The sequence below is a fragment of the uncultured Algoriphagus sp. genome (genome assembly GCF_963974365.1).
Taxonomy (GTDB): domain Bacteria; phylum Bacteroidota; class Bacteroidia; order Cytophagales; family Cyclobacteriaceae; genus Algoriphagus.
Window position 1 is genome coordinate 48,257 of the sequence record NZ_CAXBBX010000005.1, and the last position, 25,154, is coordinate 73,410.

General features: G+C 41.3%; 22 protein-coding genes. 10 read left to right on the plus strand and 12 right to left on the minus strand.

Going from position 1 to position 25,154, the window contains the following annotated elements; genetic code table 11:
- Positions 1–74 precede the first annotated feature (74 nt).
- The 4 genes from AACZ87_RS08130 (at position 75) to AACZ87_RS08145 (ending at position 4,004) form a co-directional block, all read left to right on the plus strand.
- Positions 75–1,127: a M42 family metallopeptidase gene (locus AACZ87_RS08130; protein WP_339866294.1), complete on the plus strand. Its 1,053-nt coding sequence runs from the start codon at positions 75–77 to the stop codon at positions 1,125–1,127.
- 33 nt (positions 1,128–1,160) lie between these two features.
- Positions 1,161–2,198, plus strand: a complete 1,038-nt coding sequence (locus AACZ87_RS08135; protein ID WP_339866295.1) for a phosphatase domain-containing protein — start codon at positions 1,161–1,163, stop codon at positions 2,196–2,198.
- 17 nt (positions 2,199–2,215) lie between these two features.
- Positions 2,216–3,115, plus strand: coding sequence for a diacylglycerol kinase family protein (locus tag AACZ87_RS08140; protein WP_339866296.1), 900 nt, complete (start codon positions 2,216–2,218; stop codon positions 3,113–3,115).
- A gap of 160 nt (positions 3,116–3,275) precedes the next feature.
- On the plus strand, positions 3,276–4,004 hold the full coding sequence (locus AACZ87_RS08145; RefSeq protein WP_339866621.1) for a DUF1080 domain-containing protein: 729 nt from the start codon (positions 3,276–3,278) through the stop codon (positions 4,002–4,004).
- A 166-nt stretch (positions 4,005–4,170) separates the two neighbouring features.
- On the opposite strand, the gene AACZ87_RS08150 is transcribed toward AACZ87_RS08145, so the two are convergent.
- The 11 genes from AACZ87_RS08150 to AACZ87_RS08200 form a co-directional block, all read right to left on the minus strand.
- Positions 4,171–5,274 (minus strand): Gfo/Idh/MocA family oxidoreductase, encoded by a 1,104-nt coding sequence (locus AACZ87_RS08150; RefSeq protein ID WP_339866298.1) that lies wholly within the window; start codon positions 5,272–5,274, stop codon positions 4,171–4,173.
- A gap of 210 nt (positions 5,275–5,484) precedes the next feature.
- Entirely contained in the window at positions 5,485–6,255 is a 771-nt protein-coding gene (locus AACZ87_RS08155) for a 3-ketoacyl-ACP reductase (protein WP_339866300.1), read from the minus strand.
- A complete protein-coding gene (locus AACZ87_RS08160; protein WP_339866302.1) occupies positions 6,252–7,697 on the minus strand; it encodes an NADH:flavin oxidoreductase in 1,446 nt (481 codons plus the stop codon). The genes AACZ87_RS08155 and AACZ87_RS08160 overlap by 4 nt, the downstream gene beginning before the upstream one ends.
- Entirely contained in the window at positions 7,694–9,073 is a 1,380-nt protein-coding gene (locus AACZ87_RS08165; RefSeq protein WP_339866303.1) for a glycosyl hydrolase, read from the minus strand. The genes AACZ87_RS08160 and AACZ87_RS08165 overlap by 4 nt, the downstream gene beginning before the upstream one ends.
- Positions 9,057–10,475 (minus strand): sodium:solute symporter family protein, encoded by a 1,419-nt coding sequence (locus tag AACZ87_RS08170; protein WP_339866305.1) that lies wholly within the window; start codon positions 10,473–10,475, stop codon positions 9,057–9,059. The genes AACZ87_RS08165 and AACZ87_RS08170 overlap by 17 nt, the downstream gene beginning before the upstream one ends.
- Positions 10,472–10,684 (minus strand): hypothetical protein, encoded by a 213-nt coding sequence (locus tag AACZ87_RS08175; RefSeq protein ID WP_339866306.1) that lies wholly within the window; start codon positions 10,682–10,684, stop codon positions 10,472–10,474. The genes AACZ87_RS08170 and AACZ87_RS08175 overlap by 4 nt, the downstream gene beginning before the upstream one ends.
- Before the next feature lie 230 nt (positions 10,685–10,914).
- Positions 10,915–13,215 carry an FdhF/YdeP family oxidoreductase gene (locus AACZ87_RS08180; RefSeq protein WP_339866308.1) on the minus strand — a complete coding sequence of 767 codons (2,301 nt, stop codon included), beginning with the start codon at positions 13,213–13,215 and terminating at the stop codon, positions 10,915–10,917.
- Between the two features lie 99 nt (positions 13,216–13,314).
- Positions 13,315–13,641, minus strand: coding sequence for an MmcQ/YjbR family DNA-binding protein (locus AACZ87_RS08185; protein ID WP_339866310.1), 327 nt, complete (start codon positions 13,639–13,641; stop codon positions 13,315–13,317).
- 105 nt (positions 13,642–13,746) lie between these two features.
- A complete protein-coding gene (locus AACZ87_RS08190; protein WP_339866312.1) occupies positions 13,747–14,376 on the minus strand; it encodes an NAD(P)H-dependent oxidoreductase in 630 nt (209 codons plus the stop codon).
- Between the two features lie 153 nt (positions 14,377–14,529).
- Positions 14,530–16,083 (minus strand): serine hydrolase domain-containing protein, encoded by a 1,554-nt coding sequence (locus AACZ87_RS08195; RefSeq protein ID WP_339866313.1) that lies wholly within the window; start codon positions 16,081–16,083, stop codon positions 14,530–14,532.
- Between the two features lie 81 nt (positions 16,084–16,164).
- Complete coding sequence (locus tag AACZ87_RS08200) at positions 16,165–17,034, minus strand: DUF808 family protein (protein WP_339866315.1); 870 nt, start codon at positions 17,032–17,034, stop codon at positions 16,165–16,167.
- 173 nt (positions 17,035–17,207) lie between these two features.
- Here AACZ87_RS08200 and AACZ87_RS08205 point away from each other — a divergent pair, with 173 nt between their 5' ends.
- The 3 genes from AACZ87_RS08205 to AACZ87_RS08215 all read left to right on the plus strand — a co-directional run bounded on the left by AACZ87_RS08205 (position 17,208) and on the right by AACZ87_RS08215 (position 21,338).
- Positions 17,208–18,134 (plus strand): SGNH/GDSL hydrolase family protein, encoded by a 927-nt coding sequence (locus AACZ87_RS08205; RefSeq protein WP_339866316.1) that lies wholly within the window; start codon positions 17,208–17,210, stop codon positions 18,132–18,134.
- 187 nt (positions 18,135–18,321) lie between these two features.
- Positions 18,322–18,837 (plus strand): GNAT family N-acetyltransferase, encoded by a 516-nt coding sequence (locus AACZ87_RS08210; protein WP_339866318.1) that lies wholly within the window; start codon positions 18,322–18,324, stop codon positions 18,835–18,837.
- A gap of 125 nt (positions 18,838–18,962) precedes the next feature.
- A complete protein-coding gene (locus AACZ87_RS08215) occupies positions 18,963–21,338 on the plus strand; it encodes a tetratricopeptide repeat protein (protein ID WP_339866319.1) in 2,376 nt (791 codons plus the stop codon).
- Positions 21,339–21,402: 64 nt separating this feature from the next.
- Here AACZ87_RS08215 and AACZ87_RS08220 read toward each other — a convergent pair whose 3' ends face one another.
- Entirely contained in the window at positions 21,403–22,077 is a 675-nt protein-coding gene (locus tag AACZ87_RS08220) for an OmpA family protein (protein ID WP_339866321.1), read from the minus strand.
- A gap of 215 nt (positions 22,078–22,292) precedes the next feature.
- Here AACZ87_RS08220 and AACZ87_RS08225 point away from each other — a divergent pair, with 215 nt between their 5' ends.
- The 3 genes from AACZ87_RS08225 to AACZ87_RS08235 all read left to right on the plus strand — a co-directional run bounded on the left by AACZ87_RS08225 (position 22,293) and on the right by AACZ87_RS08235 (position 24,869).
- Positions 22,293–23,132: an alpha/beta hydrolase gene (locus AACZ87_RS08225; protein ID WP_339866322.1), complete on the plus strand. Its 840-nt coding sequence runs from the start codon at positions 22,293–22,295 to the stop codon at positions 23,130–23,132.
- 96 nt (positions 23,133–23,228) lie between these two features.
- Positions 23,229–24,470, plus strand: coding sequence for an ectonucleotide pyrophosphatase/phosphodiesterase (locus AACZ87_RS08230; RefSeq protein WP_339866323.1), 1,242 nt, complete (start codon positions 23,229–23,231; stop codon positions 24,468–24,470).
- Between the two features lie 3 nt (positions 24,471–24,473).
- Entirely contained in the window at positions 24,474–24,869 is a 396-nt protein-coding gene (locus AACZ87_RS08235; RefSeq protein ID WP_339866324.1) for a group III truncated hemoglobin, read from the plus strand.
- Positions 24,870–25,154: the final 285 nt, after the last annotated feature.

Sequence of the window (25,154 nt, forward strand, 5' to 3'; positions counted from 1 at the left end):
AGTTATTCTTTGTGCCTTTTTTCTTTCAAGACAGTTCAAATTCTTAATTTCACCTAATCAGAAAAAAATACAAAATGGATATAAACGTAGCCCTTCTTAAGGAAATTTGTGAAATCGCCGGAGCACCTGGTTTTGAGAAAAGAGTTCGTGATATGGTGATTGATTTGGTCACTCCATTAGCTGATGAAGTCAAAGTAGATAATATCGGCAATGTGATCGCTATCAAAAAAGGTAAAAGAAATCCTGATGGTAAGCGGGTAATGATCGCAGCTCACATGGATGAGATTGGTTTTATTGTTACACATATTGATGATAATGGTTTTTTGAGATTTCATACATTGGGAGGTTTTGATCCAAAGACTCTCACGGCGCAGCGTGTGATCGTACATGGCAAAAAAGATCTGGTAGGCGTGATGGGAAGTAAACCTATCCATGTAATGTCAGCTGAAGAGAGAACAAAACTTCCAAAGACGACAGATTTTTTCATAGATCTGGGAATGTCCAAAGAAGAGGTGGAAAAATACATTACCGTAGGAGATCCAGTAACTCGAGATAGGGAATTGATCGAGATGGGTGATTGTGTGAATTGTAAATCTATAGATAACCGCGTTGCTGTGTTCATTCTTATTGAAACTCTTAAGCAACTTGAAAACCCTGCTTATGATGTCTATGCTACCTTCACCGTGCAGGAAGAGGTTGGTTTACGTGGTGCCAATGTAGCAGCGCATGGTATTAATCCTGATTTTGGGATTGCTTTGGACACCACGATTGCTTTTGATGTACCTGGAGCTCAGGCTCACGAAAAAGTGACTGAATTAGGTAAAGGTACGGCGATCAAGATAATGGATGCGATGACCATCTGTGATTACCGCATGGTAGAATTTATGAAGCAAACAGCAGACAAAGCAAAGATCTCTTGGCAGCCTGAGATACTTGTAGCCGGCGGAACAGATACAGCAGGCGTGCAGCGTATGGGCAAGCAGGGTGCAATAGCTGGAGCGATTTCAATTCCAACCCGACATCTACATCAGGTGATAGAAATGGCGCACAAGAAAGATATTGCAGACTCGATTGCGTTGTTGAAAACCTGTTTAGAAGAGATAGATCAGTACGACTGGAAGCATTAATTTGGATCTAAGTCTTAGTAAGTAACTAGTCGAATGAAAAATGTACTCACCATAATATGCGTAGTTTTTGCCTTAATAATGGCTTATCAACTTGTGGTACATTTGATGAGTATTTCAAAACAGGATAAAATAAGAGTAGAACCTTTCTTAGCCTTTGGAAATGAAGATGAGGTTTTTTTCAAGGGAAGAGTAATAAAGGCCTACACAGAGAAGAGGCCGTCTTCCCGGCATAATTGGTTCTCAAATATCATTTCGGCAGTCAAAAGATATTCAGGTTCTTCTGTTTCCCTTGCGAAGGTTGAAATCACCTTTCAGGAAAAAAGCTTTATTGTATCAACCGATGAAGATGGGGTTTTTGAGCTACAGATCGGGGACTCCCAACCCAGTACAGAGATAAATGAATTTGTAACCTATCAGGTGTTGGAGCCAGTGACTAAAAAGTCTCCAGTAGTACGCATGGAGGTAGTTAGGTACTCCGGAAATCTTGGGGTGATTTCAGATATTGATGATACGATTATAATATCTCATTCTACTGATTTGGGTAAAAAGTTCTGGCTTTCTATCTCCAAGAATGCATACACTAGAAGGCCCTTGCCTGGTGTGTCTGAATTTTATAAGAAGATTACCGAGGATATGGAAATACCGATTTTCTATGTGTCAAGTAGTGATTGGTCACTTTATGATATGATTCGGGATTTTCTGAAATATAGGCATATTCCAAATGGCCCTATTTTGCTAAAGGATAAGCATATCAACCTGAAAAACATATGGAAGTCAGGGGGAGGAGACCATACGCATAAACTTAAGAAGATCGAGCTGCTTATGGAAATGTATCCAGAGATGCAGTTCTATTTGATCGGAGATAGTGGACAGCATGATCCTGAGATTTATGCTGAAGTGATAAAGAACTATCCCGGAAGAATCAAGGATGTATTCATTAGAATTGTTGGGAAATTGGATGAGAATAGAGAGAATGAGTTAAAGAATTTGGCTGGGTTTAATCACTTTCATTTTATATCCTCATCCAAGGAGGCAATTCAAATAGTCGAGAATGAATCAATTTTTAATTAGGCAAACTTTTCAAATGAATGACTAGAAAATGTCTCTTAGTTTTCAATCCTATTTCTGGGAATGATTCTATTACCGAAGCTGAGCTTCTGGAACTAGCTGAAGTTAAATTGCCGGATTTTTTCCTTGAATTATGGAAAACTACTGGTGAAAAGGATGATGAAAAATTAATAAAGAAATTTGAAGAGCTCCTTCCTGATTTGGTTCTGATTGGTGGGGGAGATGGTACAGTTAAGTTGGTTGCAAATACGCTGCATGGCAAGAATGTCCCTCTTTGCATTTTGCCTTTAGGCTCAGCCAACGGCCTGGCTAAATGTATGGAAATTAATGATTTGGTGGATTCTTGGGAAGCTATTCATGATTTTAACCCTCAGGCAATAGATGCTATCTACATCAATGGCGAACTTTGTCTTCATTTAGCCGACTTTGGAATGAATGCCAATCTGATCAAAAAATTTGAGGAGGAGGAATCCCGAGGCATGTTTGGCTATGTGAAGAATTCGTTTTCTGAGATTTTTGGTGCAGAGGAAGCCCACTTTCAACTTGTTCTGGAAACTGAGGTAATCGAAATTAAGGCTAAAATGATCGTTCTAGCCAATGGAGATCGATACGGAACGGGGGCAATTGTGAACTGTAGAGGTAAAATGGGCGATGGGAAATTTGAGGTCATTTCCATTAATCCGCAGTCTGCTGAGGATTATTTGAAAATGACAATGGCATTTTTTAAGGGAGATCTGGACCAATTGGAAAGTGTGCAGACTTGGTCAGTAGATTCATGCCAACTTTTGAATCCAACAGGCGCTAAGTTTCAAATTGATGGAGAAATTATGGGGAGTCCAGAATCAATTACTGCCAAAATAGAGAAACATGCATTTCAGTTTTTGACAGGAAAGTCATTCAAAGCTTGCCATACTTCCTAGAAAGCGTGCACTCATCTAAAAGAGTTAATCAGAACCCCAGAATTCCTTAACTTACTTTTATCTTTTTACATCAACCCTGATTTCCATGTTTAGAAAAGTACTATTTGCTTCCTTGATGGGTAGCGTACTCATTTCCTGTAGTTCTGAGAAGAAAGAAGTGATGGTCTCCGAAGAGCCCAAAGCAGAATGGATAGAAATGTTTAATGGACAAAATCTAGAAGATTGGACTCCGAAAATTTACCATCACGAGACCGGTGAAAATTACCAAAATACGTTTCGCGTAGTCGACGGCGCTATAGAAGTTAATTACGATGATTACAATGAAGGCTTCAATGATCGCTATGGACACTTGTTTTACAAGAAGCCTTTTTCATCCTTCCATATGACATGGGAATACAGATTTACAGATCAGTGGCTGGAGGATGCAGCGAGCTATACTTACAGGAATAGTGGAGTGATGTTCCATTCTCAAGCGCCTGAGACGATTCTAAAAGAGCAGGATTGGCCGATTTCTGTGGAATGGCAAATGCTAGCTGAAGAGGAAGAAGGAGTGGCTAGGCCGACGGGAAATATGTGTTCACCAGGCACGGATGTATTTTTCGAAGGGAAAAAAGATCCCAGACATTGCATTAACTCCACATCGCCGACTTTCAAGTGGGCCGAATGGGTAAAGGCTGATTTGATCGTTTATGGCGATTCATTGGTGATCCACCTAGTTAATGATGAAGAGGTTCTTAGATACACCTTACCACAAATTGGTGGCGGAGTTACCCAAGGATTTGACCCAAAATACAAGGAAGATGGCAAGCTTTTGAATGAAGGTTATATTGGTTTACAAAGTGAAGGGCAGGGAGTGATATTTAAGAATTTGAAGATTAAAGAGCTTTAAGAAGTAGCTAGTATCAAGATATAAGTAGCAAGGTTTCAAATGGGAGAACCAAGATTCTAGAATCAAGAAATATAGAGTTGCAAACTATTTGCCGCCGTTCGTGTCACACGAACGGCTTTTTTTATTTGTTCAAAAGGGTTGGCTGAAGCTTCCGGATTCCAGCTTCCTACTTCAAATAAACCGTCTTTCCTGTCTTTGCACTTTCCACGGCTGCAGAGAGAATTTCTACAACGATCATGTTATTTTCCAAAGAAGGTAGAGCATATTCCTCAAGAGTTAGATCATCATTAATCACTGCTAGGAACAGTGTGAATGGATCTTCAAAAGGTGTGTTCTGATATTCAAGTTTTAACTTTTCTTCTTCAAAACCTGAATATCCTTCAGCAGATAGAATGCGAACATCAGTGGGATTGTCTGCGTAAATCACTCCGGTAAGTCCATAGATTTCCATGTCTTTTCTGCCAATTGGCCAGTTCCAAGAGGCCTGAATAGTAGCTTGGGAATCTTCATAATTAAGAATAATCGTAGCCTCATCATCTACCTTTGGATTGTTTTCAGGCTGAAGCTGTTGAGTCACAGCAGTTACAGATTTAGGCCTTTTCCCATTTTCCAACCAAGTCACAAGATTTGCTCCATAGCAACCAAAATCGATGATTGCACCGCCGCCATTTAATTTAGGGTCAGTCAGCCATTCTAGGAATTCTTCACTTACACCAATGTTTTTCGGTCCTTTATGACCGTCACGTACTACGATTTTCCGAAGGTCTCCTACCTCTCCACTTTGAAGTACTTCATAAGCTTTGAAAGTGCTAGGGTACCAAGTTGTCTCGTAGTTTGTGATAAGATGAATGTTGTGTTTCTGAGCAAGAGCTTTCATCTTTTTAGCATGTTCTAGACTTACCGCCAATGGCTTTTCCACCATCACATGAATTCCTCTTGGAGCACAAGCCTCGACCACAGCTAAGTGATCATAGATGTTTCCAAAAGCAGTCACCGCTTCTGGTTTGGTCTTTTCAAGCATTTCTTCCATGGTGTCAAAAACCAAATCCATGGAAATCCCATGCTGCTCAGTTAGACGTTTTGCCAAGTCTCTATTAGGTTCAGCAATTCCGACGATTTCCAAATCAGCGCGATCTTTTGCATTTAGAATCCAACCAACATGTCCGTGTGTGAGTCCAGCTACTCCAATTTTGGTTCGCTTCTGCTGGGCGATAGATTGGAAACTGAAGAAAAAAAGGAAGAGGAAAGAGAATAGTATGCGAAAGGTCATGGGTTTCTAGTGTTAGGATGCTACAAACTCGAGAAATTGATTAGACTTTGCAACACCTAAATGAAGTTTGATTTCCCAATTTCCTGTGAAAAATAGGATTAATGAATTGTGTCTACTGTCTTCCTGACCGAATGTCGGACAATTACCTCCGGTTTAAAAAGTTAAGAGATTAAACTAACTAACCTTGATAATCATGTGACATGATTTTTTCTACATCCTAGAAATTGTCATTCCTCCATCGGCACAAATTACCTGGCCTGTGGAATAGGGAAGATCACCATTCACTAAGGCAGCGACTACTTTGCCAATATCCTCAGGAACTCCCATTCTTCGCTCTAGTGTCATTCCGTTTTTAACTCCTTGATGGTAAGTTTCTCGCACTTTTTCTATCATATCCGTCTCTATTACCCCAGGACGAATTTCATAAACCGGGATGTCAAATTCTGCCATTTTCACCGCTAAAACCTTAGAAAGCATGGATAAAGCTGACTTAGACATACAATAGGAAGCACGGGTTGTGGAGGCAACAGTGGAGGAAATAGAAGTGATGTTGACTATTGAGATTTCTGAATCAGGATTGGTTGTTTTCAAATCAGCCATCCATTTTGCGATAGCTTGGGTTAAGAAAAAAGTGCCTTTTTGATTGATCTCCATCAGATGATCATAATCTTCTTCAGTCACGTCGAAGAAATCACTTCTAGTTCGTGGAGCCACTCCGGCATTGTTGACCAGAATATCGATTTTACCAAATTTCGCTAACAAGCCTTCAACAATTCCTTGACGATCCTCACCTGAAGCGATGTTCCCCTGCAGATACTCTACTCGGACACCATAGCCTTTCAGTTCTTCCAAAGCTTCCCGTACACTCGCTTCCTCACGAACTCCATTGATGGCTAAGTTGATTCCAGCTTCTGCAAGTTTTCGCGCTATTCCCAAACCAATTCCTCTGGATCCTCCAGTGACTAATGCTACTCGGCTCATGATGCTTTGATAGTTTTAAGTGTTTCGTGTATTTCCATTTTTTTGTAAAAAGGATCCAGTGGAAAGCATCCTGAAATCATTCCGTTTCTTGGCGCAGTTGTACAATCCGAGAAGGTACGACAGATTTTTGCCCGCTTCATTGGTGTTCCTTCCAAAACATCTGCTGGCAATTCGGGATAACTCAGTACCATTCTTCCCAAGCCGATTGAATCTGCTTTTCCTGCTTCTAATACATTTTGAGCCACATTAGGTAACCATTCCTGCAAGTAGGAGTAGGCGGATCCGACGGTGTAGAATTTAGGGAATGCTTTTTTTACTTCTGCCACAGCATCGATTTGTCGAGCGACTCCATGCAATGGATCTTCTGGCGGCATGTAACCATCTGAGGGTGGGAAAAGTGCTGGGCGCTGAATGTGGGGATTGTAATAAGGACTGCCTGCAGTGGTGCAAAGTAATTCTATGTCAAGCTTCTCCAATTCTTTCAAAAACTCAAATGACTCCGAAAGATTCTCGCCTATCCCGGATTCATTTCCTCCGAAAGCATAGTTATAAGGACTTTCGGCAGCTGGAATTCCTGTCCCTTCAGTTCCTTGCTTAAATGGCACCCAGTCGAAAATGCTCATGCGGACTCCAATTTCCAATCCTGGCGCTTCTGCTCTAATTCCTGCTACAATTTCCCGTATAAAACGGGTTCTGTTTTCCAGTGACTTACCATACTTTCCTTCACGGTCATAAGCACTCAGGAATTCATGGCCTAAGTATCCATGGCAATGTTTGATGTCCACGAACTTATATCCTGTCTTTTGTGCGCGAACTGCTGCGATCACATAGGCATCGATCAGCTCGGATATTTCTCCATCAGTCATAAGCGGGTAATCATCCGCCAGACCAAATTTCTTATTCAACACTGGATGCGAATATAGAATCTTCGGCTCCATCTGAGTTTTGCTATTTGGCTTGCAAAACCTACCTGAATGTGTGAGTTGCAGGCCTGTGAGCAAATCATCAGTGTTCCCAAATGCTGCCTTATGCTCACTTTCTACCATTTTATATAACTCATCAAAATCTCCGAGATTTTGCTCATTGATCATGAGTTGATTTGGGTTTGCTCTCCCGGAAGGTTGCACTGCTACAGCTTCGCAACCCCAGAGTAATTTGGCTCCGCTGATAGCAAAGTTCTTCCAGCGTCTTTTGGTAAGTTCGGTAGGTTTGCCGTCCGTAGTCCCATCCCAACCTTCCATGGGAAGAATGCAGAATGCATTTCCAATCTTATTGCCTGCACGTGTGGTATGGGCTCTCGCAAAGGGTGAATTTTCTCCTGTTTTTAACTCTTCATCAAAACCCAAGTTGATACCTTCTTTATTCAGGTGGTCACGAAGATTTTCTGCTGTTTTCAGCTGCGCAACTCTCGGGTATTGTGGCTTGTATTTTCCAGTACTCATTGGCTTACGCAGTTAAAGTAGCTGTAGTAGTTTTCTCCTTTTTGCATGCGCTGAATAAGCAAAGCCAGCTCCCGGGCATGGTAATCCCCCCACATACATGACTCCCCGTAAGGAGCTTTGGCTGGGTCTGGTCTGTAGTCCCAGCCATTTGGCTGATGGTAAATGGAGTGTAAGATTAAGCCTTGGTGGGTTGGATCAGTTGATAGATAGGGTTCTGCGAAAAGATTACCCGCTATCTGAATTCCTGCGTTTATGTACTTCTCTGATCGTTCAGGATCGGAGCTTTTCAGCCAATTCCCAATTCTGATCAATCCCTGAGCGGTGATACAAGCTGCAGAAGAATCTATAGGTTCGTGCGCATTGAAAGGATCAGATTTCTCGTTTAGGTAATCTCCCATTTTATGCAAATTTGGCGCTCCCGTGTCCCAGTAAGGAATTCCATCTGTAGGAGTATTAGCTAAGTAAAATTCAGCTGTGGCATTTGCCGCCTCAGTTAGTTCTTTGATCAAGTCTCTTTTAGAAATGATCTCAGCATAATCACTTTCATCAATTTGATCTAAAATTTCCAACGTTTCCCCAATACCACAAATAGCCCAAGCCAAACCACGAGTCCAGGTGCTGAAGCCTGTGTAGCCTTGCTGAGAATTTGGACAACGATAATTTCCATCGTTTGTGTTGAAGATGATTTCATGCGCCGTTCTACCAGAAACATCATAGGTGTCTCTGCCATTCCCGTAGTAAATAGAATATCGAATTGTGCTCAAAATATGCTGAATCGCTCGCTGGATAAGTGAGATTCGTTTGTCATTTTCACCCTGCAGCACATGCCCCAAACCGTGTGAGACGACCAAAGCTCTGCACGAGCGAATCGTATCCACAAAAAGCGAATGCGGTCCATTAAATGAATAAATATAGCCTCCGTCAACCGTAGGAGTCCAGCGCATGGCCTGCACAGCTCCACTAATTTTCAGGGCTAATTCGTAGAAGTTTTTCTCCCAATCAGCGCCTTCGATTTTCCCTTCTTTAATCAGACGAAGCAAGTTTCCATAGGTACTCACATTATTGAAACCATGATCATGCACACCAGTATGTGTGAGGTGCGGAGCCATCTTATTCAAGGTGTTATCTCTGCCTATTTTCAAAAACTGCTCGTCCCCAGTCGCATCAAAATGGAGAATTGCAGAACCGTACTGGAACCCTTGAGTCCATTCCGTCCAGCCTCGGGTGACATATTTTCCTTTTTCTGTAAAAACAGGTGCACCATTCGCAGTATCAAATGATGATTCAATCAAGTTTATTTTTTCTCCGGAAAGCTCCCAAAATCGTTTGAGTTGAACTTCAAGATCATTTATGGAAAAGTTAGGATTGAGTTGCATGTTGTTTCTTTTGTGATTGAGAATGAGTGATCATAATGATGGCAGTCACTACAAATAAGACACCGTACATCAAGTAATCAATAGGTTGTCCGGCTATTTTTCCTGGTACAATTTCCAGAAGAGAACCTATGAAAGTGGCTAGAGCAACCGTGGAAAGTACTATTAGAGATTTGGGAGGCTTAGAGAAAATCACTGCTCCCAATACTACTGGTGCGATCATAGACGTGCCGGTGAAACTCACACGCGCAAGTAAAACCAGCTCATCGCTCATATAGGTAGAAAATACCAATACGATCAGCGAAAAGACCATAATAGAGATCTTGGTGATCCGCATATTGGTTTTGTCAGAGCCGGAAAGCAGAGATCTAAGTTCGGTGCCCAGAGCAAAAATCTGTGCATTGGTCGTAGAAAGACAGGCGGCAAATAAACCAACCACTGCCAGTGCTGCAACCGGAACTGCTTGATCAAACAACAATGCATTAGTCAAGAAATCTGCTGTGCTTGCTTCAGGGTATTTGATCGCTCCATAGAGTCCAATAAATGCAGTTGGTAAGATTACCAGCATTGCGAAAATGCCCACAGCATAAGCCATTCTGTGGACAGATTTCAGGTTTTTCATCACCACCAATCGCGTGGTGAATTGAGGTTGCGAAACTGGTATCAATACAATCGCAATGGCTGAAGCGATCAGGAATGGCGAAGTGAATAAACCTTTCGGTCCAGGAAGCGTGATTAATTCTGGGTTTGTAGCTGATACTTTTTCAAGTCCGGCTTCCAGTCCTCCGCTCATGCTGAGGCAAGTCACGCCGATAATCCAAATCACAGTAAGCATAATTACTCCCTGAATAGCATCGCTATACACGATGGCTTTTAACCCGCCGATTTCTGAATAGATTAGCATAATGAATACCAAAAGGGCAGACCATGACCAGTAAGGAAGCATATCTGGAAAAGCGGCATCAAGGAATATGGAGATCCCTCGAATTTGAATTGCCACATAAGGGATTAAAAATAGAAAGGCACTGGTAAAGACTAAATACCCGGCAAAGGAATTTCCGTAGCAGGATTTCATCAATCCAGCGACTCCTTTATAACCATTTATACTAGCTCTTTTGCGCAGCGCATAACCAAACCAAATGAGGAAAAAGACCATCAAGGCATCTGATAAAGCCAGGAAAATCCATGCTCCTACGCCGTGAGTTCGGAAGAAATCAGGCATTCCCATAAAGGTAAATGCAGAGAATAATGCCGCCGAGAAAGTCAGGAAACCTAATATTGTTCCGATGTTAGAACCTGCGAAAATGAAGTCATCGGAGGTTCTTTCTTTGTTATAGGATCGGTAGGAAGCGTATCCCAGCATCGCCAGGAATAGTGTGAAAAAGAATATTAACCATCCAATCATTGCTTCTTCGGATCTTCATATGGAAAAACTTTTGACCCCAAAAAGGTGGCAAAGACAGTCAGCGCAGTTACTAGAAATCCTGTCCAAAAGACAAAGGGAATTCCTGCAAGTGTAGGATCAAGTTTGTTTTCTTTGAATAAAATTAGGAAAGCACCAACTGTCATGATTAGCACAGTGAGCACCAGTATTTTCCATTGTTTGGATTTCATGGGAATAGGTTAAGGTTATTTGGGATAATTTGGGTTTCACCTAAAAATAATTTTAAGTGTCGCTTAAAATAGCAATTATCTTTTTTAATACTAACCTGTGCTGAAGTTTGGATGTTGATTTTCTTACGAAATGGATTGCATGTGGAGCGGAGGGATTTGTAAGTAGTTAGTCGTAAACTTTGTCAGTAGTAAAACAAAATTTACTACTGACTACTTACTGTTTACAAAATTCACCCAGCCTTCTCCACACTCACCCTCACAGACTTAGAAATCGGCGTATTACTTTTATTGGCGTATTCATGGATGGGAATTAGCGGATTTGTCTCTGGGAAATAGGCCGCCAGATTGCCTTTAGGAATTTGGTAGGGGATGACTAAAAATTGGAAAACTTTACGCTCTTGTCCATTATAGTTACTTAGGATATTGACCACGTCCATTTTCTTAAGATTCTCTCGAGACATGTCAGCTTCGTTCATGAAAAGAACCCTGCGCTCATTGTAAATGCCTCTATATCGATCATTTAAGCCGTAAATCGTCGTATTAAACTGATCGTGCGAGCGGATGCTCATCAGCAGATATTCGTTTTCTTTGAGGGTGTGAATGGGGAGTTCGGTGTTGCTGAACTGCGCTCTTTGATTTGGTAGTTTACTGAAATCCAAGTCTCTCACATTGTTTGGAAGGTAATATCCAGACCCTTCAGACTTTGAATTGATGTCTTTGAAGCCGGAAATCACCTCGCCTAATTTTTCGCGAAGTAATTCATAATCCGAACCAAGCAACTTCCATTTTACAGAATGATTTCCCTTGAAATATGCCGCTGCAAATCCTGCCACTATTTCGGGTTCACTTTTGATGTCATCTGAAATTGGATCAAGAAAACCTTTGGATTGATGCACTATCCCCATGCTGTTTTCCACGGTGAAATGTCGCTGCTCTCCATCTTTGAAATCCTTTTCTGACCTTCCGAGAGTGGGTAAAATCAAAGCAGTTTTCCCGGTGATCACATGGCTACGATTTAGCTTGGTGCTGATCTGAACTGTGAGGTCACAGTTCTGAAGTGCCTTAGCAGTGTATTCAGTGTCTGAAGCAGCGGACACGAAATTTCCCCCAAGCGCGACGAAAACTTTTGCCTTTCCCTCATGCATGGCCGGAATTGCTTTGACTACATCCACTCCTTCATGATCAGGAGCCTCGAAGCCAAACGTATTTTTGATAGCTGCATTCAGGTCCTTGGAAACATAATGCATGATACCCACACTTCGGTCACCTTGCACATTGCTATGGCCACGAACGGGACAGGTTCCCGCTCCGGGTTTTCCTAGGCTACCTTTCAGCAATAGCAGATTGACGCATTCTTTGATGTTTTCTACTCCATTTTTATGCTGGGTCAATCCCATAGCCCAGCAGATGATGATTTTGCTTTTCTTGGCTAAAAGTGCGACTGCTTGGTCAATCAATTTTTCGTCCACGCCACATAATTCCAGTAATTCTTGTTCAGAATGAGTTTCCAGATGTGCCAAAAGTGATTCGTAACCTTCGGTATATTTCTCGATAAATTCATGATCAAATACCTTCCCGTCAACCTTATCCAAAGCAGCCAGTTTTTTCTCAATCAGTTTTAAAAGTGCTACATCCTGATTGATTTTTACCTGAAGGTAAATGTCCGTCAACCCATGTCCATTAAGTAGCATGCCGTTGAATGCCTGTGGATTTCTGAATCGGATGAGTCCAGCTTCTTGGAGTGGATTGATACAGATTATTTTGCCTCCATTTGCTTTGCATTTTTCCAGCGCAGAAAGCATACGAGGGTGATTTGTCCCCGGATTTTGACCGATCACCATCACCACTTCAGCTTTATCAAAGTCTTCGAGCTTCACAGAGCCTTTTCCTATTCCTAGCGTTTCAGAAAGTCCAACTCCGCTGGATTCATGACACATATTGGAGCAGTCGGGCATATTGTTCGTGCCAAAAGCTCTGACGAATAGTCCATATAAAAAGGCAGCTTCGTTACTCGATCTTCCAGAAGTGTAGAAGATGGCTTCGTCAGGACTGGCGAGCGCATGAAGATGCTCTGAGATCACTCTAAAAGCTTCTTCCCAGGTACATTCCTCGTAGTGATTTGAGTTTGGTTTCAAGATCATCGGAGCTACCAAGCGACCGCTTTGCCCGATTTTGTAGTCAGACCAGCGCGAAATCTCCTGCACGGAATAGTTGGAGAAAAAGGCATTGTCCACCACTTTGGAAGTGGCTTCCTCGGCCAGTGCCTTAGCTCCATTTTCACAGTATTCTGCCACTTTGGATGGATGCTCAGGATCAGGCCATGCGCAACCAGGACAGTCAAACCCATCCTTCTGGTTCATATGAGAAAGAGTCTGGAAGGATTTTATCACTCCCATTTCCTTGAAGGTATGCTGAAGCGCTACTTTTACTCCAGTGAGTCCAGCCGCATACAGTGCTGGTTTTTTCAGATCAATTCCTGTGAAATCGGTGGAGCTTTGGGTTTGAATGTTCTTTCTAGTAGATGCAGTCATTGGCTTGTATTTCTAAAAGTCACTAGGTTAAAGTTAAAGAAATATGAATGCCGAAATGTTTACAAATAGGAGATTGATTTAGTCTTTTGTTAGCCAATTCTATTTTGATTTCTGTTTGAATACAGCTGAATAGGCTGAATTCAACGCCTCGAAAAGCACTTCCTTCGAGATTTTTTGGAAATCAAAAGTTGTCCAGCCCTTTTCTCCCCATTTATTGGGAACAGGGTAGATGGCTTGAGTGTCATATTCGCAAAAAGCCCTTTGCTCATCCAAGGACAAGACAAGGTTCGCCGTGTTTGATTTCTCATGAAGCGTTGCAAATATTCGCTTTTTCACCACTTTGAAAGCAGTTCTGTCAAAGTGTGGAGCTGATTCGGTTCCTGGAAAAGAGAGTGCAAGTTGGGTGAAGGCTTCTGAAGTAATCATAGAGCTCGTAGTTGTCTATCCTAATTTCAGCATTCCTAAGTAGAAAATAAAAAAGCGGATCAGGTAATTACCCAATCCGCTTTGTATATATGGATAAAGTTTCAGTTAGATAACTGTCACAAATTTCTCTTTCGGTGTACGTACTTTTTTCATGTTGACTAACCAATCGCCTTCTTCATTTCTGTAGCCAAGTGGCAAAACAACCACGCTACGAAGTCCTTTGGATTTAAGATCCAAAATCTCATCCAAAGCCGCTGGGTCAAAACCTTCCATAGGAGTGGAGTCCACTTCCTGCTCAGCTGCAGCGATCAGTGCGGTGCCAAGCGCTATATAGGCTTGCTTAGCTGCGTGAGTGAAGTTCTCTTCTGCAGTTTTCGCAGTATAGCTTGTCAAAAGCATGTTGCGATAATCATCCGTAACAGAGTCTGGAAGATTTCTCTGTTCATTGTTGTATTTGAATACACCGTTGATACGCTCAGGTGTGTAATTGTCCCAGGCAGCAAATACAAGTACGTGTGATGCGTCTGTGATTTGGCTTTGATTCCAAGCGATAGGCTTGATTTTTTCCTTTACTTCTGGATCAGTGATTACCAAAATCTCGTAAGGCTGCAATCCCGAAGATGAAGCCGAAAGTCTAATAGCATCTAGGATGTAATCTACTTTTTCCTGCGGAACAGGAGTTCCGTTCATTGATTTGGTGGCATATCGCCAATTCAGATTTTCTAAAACTTGCATAATATGTTGGTTCAGTTTTCAAACTTTTGATGGTAGCATCAAAAGATATGACTACTAAACACTGACAGGTTCTTTAAGTTCCGTGTTTAGAAGATAAATGTATGTACATGTAAAATATTTTTTTGGTGATTATTGACTTCCAGGTTCTTAGGATTATTGCTTCGGCTTGAAACGTATGTCCAATTGCTGGACTTTTGGGTCTTTCTCGGGAGTTAGGGTGAAGAAAATCGAAACATTTCCATTTTCTCCTTCCATCGTGAAATTACCTCTAAGTTGGTTTTGAGGAATCAGGTCGGTGATATTTCTGATTTTTCCAGCTTGGTCTAACATAGCTTTATATTCAGTATAGCGACTTTCTTTTGATTGATCCAAAAAGAAATTTTCAGCTAAAATCGACTCTTCTATTTCTTGGCTTCCCTTCTGAATTAAAAGCACGATTTGATCCTTTCGCTTTTCTAAAATATCTGAAACTGGTAACTGCCTCGGGATCATTACACCTTTGTCATAAAGCAATTTCTCAATCTCTGCAAGTGGCCAGGGGGTTGTATATGTCAAGTTGCAAAATGCCATGATCCCGATTCCGAACTCAGGAAAAAACCTAAAGTTACTTCCAAAACCAGGCAAAGCGCCTCCGTGAGACACCCACTTGGTACCGTTGCAGTTTTGATAAATACCCAATCCAAAACCATAGCCGCTCATGATAGCGCAAGCCCCGTTGGAGTTTAGCCGCGGGAATTGTGGTGTTTGCATTTCACGTAGCGAACTTCGTTTGATCGGTCCTTCTTCTGGGCCATTTCTGGGTGGCCAAGCAGATAGATGAAAACTTACGTACTTGCTAAAATCCTCAATCGATGTAATCAATCCACCCATCGCTCCGAAAGCTCCGTCATGAAGCATTGGCTCCAGTTTCCATTGTTCATCTTCCCAACGATATCCAATTGCTAATTTTTCAGCAGGAACTTCATCAATTTCCCAGTAAGTATGCGTCATTCCCAACGGTAGCAAAATATTGTCGGTGATGTATTCCTGATAGGGTTGCCCGGAAACTTTCGAAACGATGTGACCTAAGATCGCGTAGCCGGTATTGCTGTATTCGTATTGATAAGAGGGCGAATTGGACAATGAAATGCCTTGGCTAATCAGATCTAAAAGCATTTGGTCTGGCTCATCTAACTGGCGGTCTCCCCAAGGATTGTCTTCTGGGAAACCAGCAGTCATGGTCAACAGATTTTCGATGTCAATTAAGGCTGCATCCTGGGTCAAGTACTTGAGATTGGCTAATTCAGGAACATATTTCTCCGCTGGATCAGATAAAGACAGTTTGCCTTCATCCCGAAGTTTTAGGATGGCCATCGCAGTAAAGCTTTTGGTCATTGAAGCTATCCTGAAAGCAGAATTGGTGGATGCTGAGGTGTTTTTCTCCACATCTAGTAAACCTGTAGAAGATGCTATGACCAGTTTGTCGTCCACCACAATGCCATAAGAAATTCCTGGAATGTGGTTTTCCTTGGCGTATTTTGTCATGAGCGCTTCTAGTTCAGGTAGGATTTCCTTGATCTTTTCAGCTCTATGATCTTTTTTGAAAACTGGCTTTTGATAGTCTTTAGAGAATTTATGGGGTACTCCTTCAGGTCTTTTCTCCTGTGCATTTGCGGAAATTGAAAGGCATGCAAATGCTAAAAGAGTAATCAAATGGATTGGCTTCATAGTAGATTCTTTGGATGAGAAAGATTAAGATAATCACTTCATCCTAGAATCATGAGTAAAGGGGTTCGCAGCGCCTAAATTCTACTTCTTTATGAAAAGTTTTTTCCCAAAATGAATAATCGCCCACACAACGAACCCTACAACCAAACCGACTAGGAATTCGGTGATGATAGACGGGATAGAGGGTAAAATGTGGTGCATGAAATCAAGGTTATGAACGAAGATTCCACCAGATACCAAAAGCAATGCGATGGTTCCGACGATGCCCATTCCCTTGATGATTTTTGGTAAAGCATTGACGAGTACTAATCCTACTTTATCAGAGAAGCTATCTTTTTGTTCGTTTAGAGCAATCAGTTTGTAGCCAAATTCATCCATACGAACGATTAATGCGACAATGCCATAAACGCCGACAGTAGCAAGCATAGAGATTGCGGATACCACTAGGATTTGCTCTAGAATTGGTTCGCCTATCACAGTGCCAAGAGTAATAATTATGATCTCTATTGATAAAATAAAATCTGTGACTATAGCTGACTTTACCTTTTCTTTTTCTTTAGCTAAAATCTGCTCTTTGGTAAGAGTTTCGTCAAGGCTTACATCTTTGTGCGGCTTGTGAGGCACGATGTATTCGTAGATTTTCTCAGCGCCTTCGTATGCCAGATAAAGACCCCCGAGTAGTAAAATATAGTTAATGACTGCTGGTACAAAAGCAGAGAGTAAAAAAGCAAAAGGCAGAATAATAGCCTTGTTAAGAAGTGAACCTTTGGTGATCGCCCAAAGCACAGGGATTTCACGATCCGACACGAAACCAGAAGCTTTCTCTGCATTTACAGCAAGATCATCGCCCAAAATAGCGGCGGTTTTCTTCGCTGCCACTTTACTCATTACTGCTACATCATCCATTAGAGTAGCGATATCATCAAGCAATGCAAATATTCCAGAAGCCATTTTGTTATTAAAATTTAAGAAGGTAGATGCCGAAAAAAGGACAATTGAAAGTGAAGATACTTTGCTCCAGCGAGGTGCACAAATCAAGATTTCCTAAATGAGCGATTTGCTGGACTGCGTAATAATCTTTTTAACTTGGATTTTAATACACCTTTTATTCCAAATCTCAGATCATGATTCGATTTGCTTTTGTTTTCCTACTATTTATTCTTCCAAAAGTTTCTGTCTTTTCACAGTCGAATTATGAAATCCCCGCAGATACGCAGCGAATAGTGTTTTTGGGAAATAGCATCACGTACGCTGGGCAATACATATGTTATGTGGAGACGTATTATCGTTTAAAATATCCAGATCGCGAATTAGATTGGATCAATGTGGGACTGCCATCTGAGACGGTTTCTGGACTATCTGAGGAAAACCATGCGAATGGCGCTTTTCCAAGACCAGATCTGCATGAGCGATTGGATCGGGTATTCGAGCAGATGAAGCCCGACTTGGTTTTTGTGAATTATGGCATGAACGATGGGATTTATTTGCCTTTAGACGAAGAGAGGTTCCAAAAGTATAAGGATGGGATCAATTGGCTGGATACAAAGATTGGAGAAATTGGTGCTGAGGCGATTTTCGTGACTCCGCCGGTATATGATCCGAAAAAGGGTGAGGCTTATGCCAATGTTTTAGACAATTATTCGGAATGGCTGATCTCTAAAAGATATACTGAGGATTGGAAAGTAATTGATATTCATTGGCCGATGCGAAAGTATTTGGAAGATCAGCGTGAATTGGATAGCGCCTTCTATCTCGCAAAAGATGGAGTGCATCCAGGAGAAATAGGCCACTGGCTAATGGCAAAGGAGATTTTGCTTGGTTTGGGTGAATCAGAGGTGGAGGACTTTGAGGATATCCATGAGGCTCTTGTCTCCTTTCCCAATGGTGAAGAAATTTTGGGTTTAGTTGCGAAAAGACAAGCTTTGCTTCGTGATGCTTGGCTCACAGCTACTGGCCATCGTAGACCGGGCTTAAATGCTGGAATTCCATTGGATAAAGCCAAGATAAAAGGGATAGAAATTGAAGCGGAAATTCAAAAATTAGTAAAGTAGGTTTGTTCAGTCTAATTCCACTTGAATACCAATTAGTAAGGATTAGATCTTAATTTTTTATACAAGGCCCGTAGATTTTTTATCCGAGGAAAAGCTAGAGTTTTAGGTCCTAGAAAAAAAATCAAATTAGCTTTGTGCGAAAATTGTGAGGCTCCAAACAGGGGCTTTCCTATTATATTATTATCACATGCCCTATTTAATCAGAAAAGCCAATTTTGCGGACCTGAATCCTTTGGTGGAAATGGCTAGAATTTCATTTGTCGAAGCTTTCACGGAAGGGAATAAAATTGAAAATGTCAACGCCTACCTAGAAGAGGCATTTACTGAAGAACAATTTTCCGAAGAAATGGAGAATCCGGCTTCTGTATTTTTTCTTCTGGAAGTAGACGGGGAGTTGGCTGGCTACGCGAAGGTTAATTTTGTTCCCGCTCAAACAGATCTTCAGGATAATTCTAGTCTGGAAGTGGCTAGATTGTATCTTCTTCAACGTTATATCGGTCAAGGACTAGGGAAGGTTTTGCTGAATCACACCATTAATTTTGCTAAGCTAAACAGGAAAAAGTACCTGTGGCTTGGTGTCTGGGAAAAGAATGTTCGAGCAATTAAATTTTACGAAAAGAATGGTTTGAGTGTCTTCAGTTCACATCCCTTTCCTTTTGGTGATGAGATTCAAACTGATTTTCTGATGCGAATAGATTTTTGATGATTGTTTTTTTTCAAGTTTAAGTTGAGGTTTTGAAGAGGTTGGGAAATTAAGCCCAACTAGCTCGCTTATGGTAGATTAAAGATTTTATCCCTATTTTCAAACCTTAATCTCAAAACCACTCAATGAAGCAAAAATCATTTTTTTGGATTCTTTTGATAGCCTTTTTTGGCGTTTTGCTCTACGCTCAAACTTATAATTATGGGTATTCCGGAGATGATGGTATCTATGCCTATTTCAATCGAGTAACTCAAAAAGGGCTGGATGAATGGACTGAGCTATTCAAGTATGGTTCGATGAATTTCATTCAGATCAATCCTGTAAATACGAGTATCTATCGCCCTTTTACTTTATTGACTTTTGCTGTTGAATATCAGGTTTTTGGAGAGTTTAATGCTAGAAATGGTCATTCCTTAAATGTGCTTTTATACGGTAGCCTACTTGTAGTTTTGGGGCTGTTTTTACTGAAGCTATGTGAGAGAAAAAGTTGGCCATTGCTCATTCCTCTTTTGATTTTAGCTTTATATGCGGTCCATCCACTACATGTGGAAGTGGTGGCATCAGTGAAAAGTCGGGACACTTTATTAGCCTCTTTATTCGCTTTTTCGGCAATTCTACTTTGGATCAAGTGGGAAAAAAATCTTAGCATTCCTAGGTTGAGCTTGGTAGGAATATTGTTTTTCTTTTCCTTGATATCAAAAGAAGAATCACTTCCTTTAATTGCGTTGGTTGCTCTCATTGGCTACTTTTTCCAGCAGAAATCTGTTTGGGAGTCCATCAAATCAACGCTTCCTTTTGTAATTCCTGCTTTGGTTTATCTAATTATTCGCGCAATTGTTTTGGACAGTGCGTCGACTACTTATGACTCTAAAATAAACAGCGTAATCTATGGTCTAACCGGCGGTGATCGTCTAGCAACCAATTTATATATATACCTACAGTACATTAAGCTCCTCTTTTTCCCTCATCCTTTGAGTTGGGACTATTCCTTTGCACAGCTAGATGTTCAGACATTCAAAAGCCCAATAGTTTGGTTGAGTTTGGTTTTTTTTGGCGGGTTGATTTACTTGGCTTACCTCGGGTTTAAGTCTAGGAATGTGTTCAGCTTTGGAATACTCTTTTATCTCGTGAGCTTTTCAATTTTTGCCAACCTTACGACTTCGCTGATCATTGGCTCCAATCTTGGTGAGCGTTTCTTATTTATTCCTTCATTGGCATTTAGTTTTTTAATTGTTGTCGGTCTGTATCAGTTGGTACTAAAATATCAGTCTTCCAAGGTGAAGTTAATTCTGCCTCTGGTGCTACTTCCGGTGATACTGGCCTTTTCATGGAAAACAATTGATCGTTCACCGGTATGGAAAAGCAATCTGACCCTTTCAAAATCAGGAGTGGAGACTGCTCCGAAAAGTTGGAGAACGCATGTAATGTATGCAGAAGAGCTAAGGCTGAAAGGAAAAGAAATCGAAAAAACTTCTACTGATTCTGCCAAAGCATATTACGAAGAAGCCATCAAGGAATTTGATTTGTCTAATGAAATCTTAGGAAAAGAAGCCTCAGTGTCACAATATCTCAATGCATTAGGCGAAGTACTTTTAGGATATGGAGATACTTTAAGAGCTGTCAAAGTTTTTGAAGAAAGTGTCAAAAAGAACCCAGCTGCATATTTCGGCTGGTTTAAATTGGCAATGCTGAATTTTGAGGAAGGTAATTTTGATAAAGCGGAAGAATATTATCTGAAAAGTCTTAAATCAGATAAGACAGAGTACTTTCCGAACTACAAAAACCTTGGGCTCACTTACATGAGAAAGGGTGAAAGTGTGAAGGCTATTGCCATGTTTGAGAAAGCTTTGGAATACCAGGATGACCCTTCCACAAAGAGCACTCTGTCCTATCTCTATTCTCAGGCGGGTGATATGGAAAAAGCCAAGGAATACCAGACAGCAGATTCAACGGGGAGATCTGTTGAGGAAATGACATTTGTGTTTACTATGTCAGAAGCAAATGGTGCATTTCAAAGGAATGATTATGTCACAGCAGTAGAGAAATATGCTAAGTGTGAAGCCGAATTTGAGCAGTATGGGGGAGCAGAAAAATACCCTTCCTTCAATGCGGCTTATGCAAAATCACTTTTAGAAACCAGAGATACACTTGCGGCTAAAAAACAATTTTTAAAAGCATATAAAATCGACCCTAAAAACCCGGTTGTACTCACCAACTTAGGAACTATAGCTTTCTTAAAAGATAAGGATTATCCAACTTCTGAGCGCTACTATCGAGAAGCCACGATGGCCAACCCGGAAGATCCATTTAGTGCTTATATGAATTTGGGTTCTGTTTTGTTGGCTCAGAGAAAAGAGAAAGAGGGTTTAGTAGCACTGGAAAAATCCTTGGAATATGGTTCTAATCGTGCTGTACTTGGGAACTTATATTTGATCAATAAAAGTCTCGGAAATGAAGAGCGAATGAATTATTACCAGAACTTGCTCAACCAAAACCAGTAAAGGCAAAAAAAGGCGACCAGAGGTCGCCTTTCGGATTTATAAATAGGGATCGATCTGAGAATAATTATTCTCCGATTTCACCTCGTTCAGCCATTTTTTGCATTTTCTTATTTGCATAGATCGCAACTTCTACTCGTCTGTTTTGCTGACGTCCTGCTTCGGTTTCATTCGTAGCAGTAGGTTGCATCTCGCCATAGGCTGTGATTTCCATTCTTCCTTTGGAAATACCATTTTCAGTCAAGTAATCCTCCACAGAATACGCCCTTCTACGTGACAAATCCATGTTATAGTCATCTGCACCAGTGTTATCAGTATGACCTTCTACGAGGATATTGGTCTCGTCATACTTCTTAAGCGTTTCTGCCAGTTCTGTTAGATTTTGCTTAGAAATATCACTCAATTCAGATTTATCTACTGGAAACATAAGTCCAGAGTCAAAGGTGATCTTGATTCCTTCACCTACGCGTTCTACTGTGGCTCCTTCCAAATCTCGCTGAAGTTCATCTGCTGCTTTATCCATCTCATTTCCGATAATGGCACCGGCAGATCCACCGATAGCTGAACCTATCAGAACACCTACCGCAGTATTGCCTTTTCCTGCTATCACGCCGCCGAGTACACCACCAGCTGCACCTCCTATAGCCCCGCCTTTGACAGCATTACTTGATTTACAGCTTACAGCACCTAGTGTGGTAGAGGTGATTAGTGCCGCCATTAAAAGTTTGTTGGTCGTCTTCATATCATTGTTTGTTTGATGCTACACTTGATTCCAATTCATGTACCATGTCGCTTAGAAGCTAATTAGAGCCATTTTACGATTTTCTTCATGGGAAAATGTTCCCGATTTTGTGGTGACAAGGGATGATATTGATCTTGGTTTCCCCGAAAAGTGGTAGTTTGTAGTTGTGCTTTTATTGCTAAAAAAATATTCACTCCAATAAACCTAACCTGAAAATGAGAATACTTCTTTTCTTCCTCTTTCTAATTGCTTCAAACCTTGTACTTGGCCAAGATAATCCCGAGACTATTTATCTCTGGGAAAATGGAGCGCCGGGTTTTGAATCCCGAAAAGATGAACCTGAACTGGCTCAAGACTGGTGGGTGAGAAATATCAATAACCCCAGCGTTACCCTTTTCAAGCCTGAGAAACCTAACGGAAGCTTCATCTTGGTATGTCCAGGCGGTGGATTTAGAAATCTAGGTTACAATGGTGAAGGTGTGGCTCCTGCAAAATTCCTCAATGAGCTTGGGGTAACAGTTGGAGTTTTGAAATACCGGCTTTTTCGTGAAGAAAATTCGCCGTATGACGAGTCACATCCTACACAAGACGTCATTCGGGCCATGCGCTTAGTTCGTTCCAATGCTGGAAAATGGGGTATCGATTCTGACAGGATAGGAATCATGGGGTTCTCGGCAGGAGGGGAAGTGGTGAACTGGGTCGCGTATGATGAGAATCCTGGAATTGCTACTGCTACGGATCCGTTGGATAGATTTTCGGCGAAGCCAAATTTCCAGATTCAGGTTTATCCAGGTCCGTTGGGAACGCCTAGATCCGTTTCCAAAGATGCTCCGCCAGCTTTTTTCGTTGCGGCAAACAAAGATGAATGCTGCTCCAGTACCATTGTGGACATTATGCTAGCTTATCGGGAAGCAGGAGCTGATGTAGAAATGCATTTGTATTCCAAGGACGAGCATGCCTTTAACATGGGCTATCGCTCTGAATTTGTAAGCATCAATCATTGGCCAGATCGATTGAAAGATTGGTTGGAAGACCATTCCTATTTCAAAAAGTAGGTGTTGCCAACCCTTCTGATTTTATCAAACTATTATTAGTGACAATCGGATTGTATCGCAATCCTACAGGAGGTATTTTTGAAAAAAGAATACGCCATGAAAAGACTCTGCTCGCTCTTGCTGATTGCACTGGTTTCATTTCCAGTTCTTACTTTTTCCCAAGAAAAGAAAGAGCCTATAGTCATTCTGATTTCGCTTGATGGCTTTCGATACGATTATGTGGAGCGGTTTAAACCAGAGAATTTAAGTCGTTTTATCTCTGAAGGAGTGGCGGCAGAGAGTATGATACCCTCTTTCCCAAGCAAGACTTTTCCAAACCACTATACGATCGCTACTGGTTTGAAGCCTGAGCATCATGGTTTGGTAGACAATTCTTTCTATGACCCGAAGAAGGATTTGACCTATGGTATTGGGAAAAAGGAGATTGTTCAAGACGGAACTTGGTATGGAGGAACGCCGCTTTGGGTGCTTGCAGAGCAAAATAATATGATCGCTGCGAGTTACTTTTTTGTGGGTTCGGAAGCTGATGTGCAAGGCGTGAGGCCGAGCTACTATTATGATTACGACGGGAACGTAAGCAATCTCACTAGAGTGACAGAAGTGTTCAAATGGCTGGAATTGCCAGAGGAAAAGCGCCCGAGATTGATTACCCTATATTTCTCAGACATGGATGATACGGGACATCGCTATGGGCCTAGCAATGATGAAAAGCTGTCCGAAAGGTTGACTCAGCTAGATCATGAGTTGGGTGCGCTATTCGAAGGCATCAAAAGCTATGACTTGGATATTAATGTGATCGTGGTGTCGGATCATGGAATGATGGACGTTACACCAGATCACTTCCTTAATTTGACTGATCTGACAAAGGGTATTCCCGCTAGAATCGTGAATAATGGTGCGCTGGCACATGTGTATCTTGAAGACCAAAACGACAAGGAGAAAATCATAAAGCAGCTGGAAATGTCTGAGCTGCCGATTCATATCACCGATGTGGATGATAAGGAAAACTACCAGGATTTAATGTATAAGGATAGGATAGGTGATATTTTGATTATTCCTGACCGATACTATTATTTGGCTTGGGAGACCACACTTACTCGGATGCAAGACAACATGGATAGGTTGGATACGGATACTTTTGGCGAGCATGGCTATAGTCCAGCTTATAAGGATATGCATGCGATTTTTTATGCAAACGGACCTGCGTTCAAATCAGGTTTGGAAATTGAAACTTTTCAGAATATCCATGTGTATCCTTTAGTATGTAAGATACTTGGGCTTCCGATTCCTGAGAATATTGATGGGGAATTGGAAGTACTGGAGCCAATTTTAAAGTAAAAGATGGATAAGATTGATATAAGATCGAGGAAGGAAGTTGATTTTTTGGTAAGACGTTTTTATGATCAAATCAGGCTTCATGATACACTGGGCCCGATTTTCAATGGAGTTGTCAAAGATTGGGACACGCATCTGATCCATCTCAGTGATTTCTGGGAAATGATTTTGCTTCAAACCGGACCTGGTGCTGGAAAATTCAATCCTGTAAAAGTTCATCGCCAAGTTGATGCTGAAGTGGATAACAGCATAGAGCAGGCCCACTTTGGGAATTGGCTTGAGCTTTGGTTTCAGACCTTGGACAGGTATTTCGAAGGAGAAACTGCAAACTACGCCAAAGAACATGCAAGACGTATGGCGCACATGCTTTTTATGAGGATTTGGGAAGCTAGAGTTAAGTAGAGTACAGTTTTTCAGTCTCAGTTTGCAATCACAGCCTTTGGTGCAAGTATCCTGACTTTTGCTTTTTTCAATGCAGTATTCAGACTGCTGTAGCAAAATATAGGCCCTATCATCACAAGGCTGTTTGAGGACTGCAATACCTTAGGTCCAAGTCAATAGACTTGAACCAAAATGTGAACAAGTCCCTTTAAGGACAATCTAAGGGTAGAAAAAGAATTAATCCGAAAATCAGCTGTGCCATAGGTACAGCTCTCTAATTGGACATTAATAAAGTATCTCATGAGA

Bases quoted from the DNA above. Each gene is read 5' to 3' on its own strand.
- AACZ87_RS08210 (WP_339866318.1), top strand. From the start codon at position 18,322: ATGCCCTATTTAATCAGAAAAGCCAATTTTGCGGACCTGAATCCTTTG.
- AACZ87_RS08220 (WP_339866321.1), bottom strand. From the start codon at position 22,077: ATGAAGACGACCAACAAACTTTTAATGGCGGCACTAATCACCTCTACC.
- AACZ87_RS08140 (WP_339866296.1), top strand. From the start codon at position 2,216: ATGACTAGAAAATGTCTCTTAGTTTTCAATCCTATTTCTGGGAATGAT.
- AACZ87_RS08235 (WP_339866324.1), top strand. From the start codon at position 24,474: ATGGATAAGATTGATATAAGATCGAGGAAGGAAGTTGATTTTTTGGTA.
- AACZ87_RS08230 (WP_339866323.1), top strand. From the start codon at position 23,229: ATGAAAAGACTCTGCTCGCTCTTGCTGATTGCACTGGTTTCATTTCCA.
- AACZ87_RS08160 (WP_339866302.1), bottom strand. From the start codon at position 7,697: ATGAGTACTGGAAAATACAAGCCACAATACCCGAGAGTTGCGCAGCTG.
- AACZ87_RS08225 (WP_339866322.1), top strand. From the start codon at position 22,293: ATGAGAATACTTCTTTTCTTCCTCTTTCTAATTGCTTCAAACCTTGTA.
- AACZ87_RS08200 (WP_339866315.1), bottom strand. From the start codon at position 17,034: ATGGCTTCTGGAATATTTGCATTGCTTGATGATATCGCTACTCTAATG.
- AACZ87_RS08205 (WP_339866316.1), top strand. From the start codon at position 17,208: ATGATTCGATTTGCTTTTGTTTTCCTACTATTTATTCTTCCAAAAGTT.
- AACZ87_RS08165 (WP_339866303.1), bottom strand. From the start codon at position 9,073: ATGCAACTCAATCCTAACTTTTCCATAAATGATCTTGAAGTTCAACTC.
- AACZ87_RS08215 (WP_339866319.1), top strand. From the start codon at position 18,963: ATGAAGCAAAAATCATTTTTTTGGATTCTTTTGATAGCCTTTTTTGGC.
- AACZ87_RS08155 (WP_339866300.1), bottom strand. From the start codon at position 6,255: ATGAGCCGAGTAGCATTAGTCACTGGAGGATCCAGAGGAATTGGTTTG.
- AACZ87_RS08135 (WP_339866295.1), top strand. From the start codon at position 1,161: ATGAAAAATGTACTCACCATAATATGCGTAGTTTTTGCCTTAATAATG.
- AACZ87_RS08175 (WP_339866306.1), bottom strand. From the start codon at position 10,684: ATGAAATCCAAACAATGGAAAATACTGGTGCTCACTGTGCTAATCATG.
- AACZ87_RS08130 (WP_339866294.1), top strand. From the start codon at position 75: ATGGATATAAACGTAGCCCTTCTTAAGGAAATTTGTGAAATCGCCGGA.
- AACZ87_RS08195 (WP_339866313.1), bottom strand. From the start codon at position 16,083: ATGAAGCCAATCCATTTGATTACTCTTTTAGCATTTGCATGCCTTTCA.
- AACZ87_RS08170 (WP_339866305.1), bottom strand. From the start codon at position 10,475: ATGATTGGATGGTTAATATTCTTTTTCACACTATTCCTGGCGATGCTG.
- AACZ87_RS08145 (WP_339866621.1), top strand. From the start codon at position 3,276: ATGGTCTCCGAAGAGCCCAAAGCAGAATGGATAGAAATGTTTAATGGA.
- AACZ87_RS08150 (WP_339866298.1), bottom strand. From the start codon at position 5,274: ATGACCTTTCGCATACTATTCTCTTTCCTCTTCCTTTTTTTCTTCAGT.
- AACZ87_RS08180 (WP_339866308.1), bottom strand. From the start codon at position 13,215: ATGACTGCATCTACTAGAAAGAACATTCAAACCCAAAGCTCCACCGAT.
- AACZ87_RS08185 (WP_339866310.1), bottom strand. From the start codon at position 13,641: ATGATTACTTCAGAAGCCTTCACCCAACTTGCACTCTCTTTTCCAGGA.
- AACZ87_RS08190 (WP_339866312.1), bottom strand. From the start codon at position 14,376: ATGCAAGTTTTAGAAAATCTGAATTGGCGATATGCCACCAAATCAATG.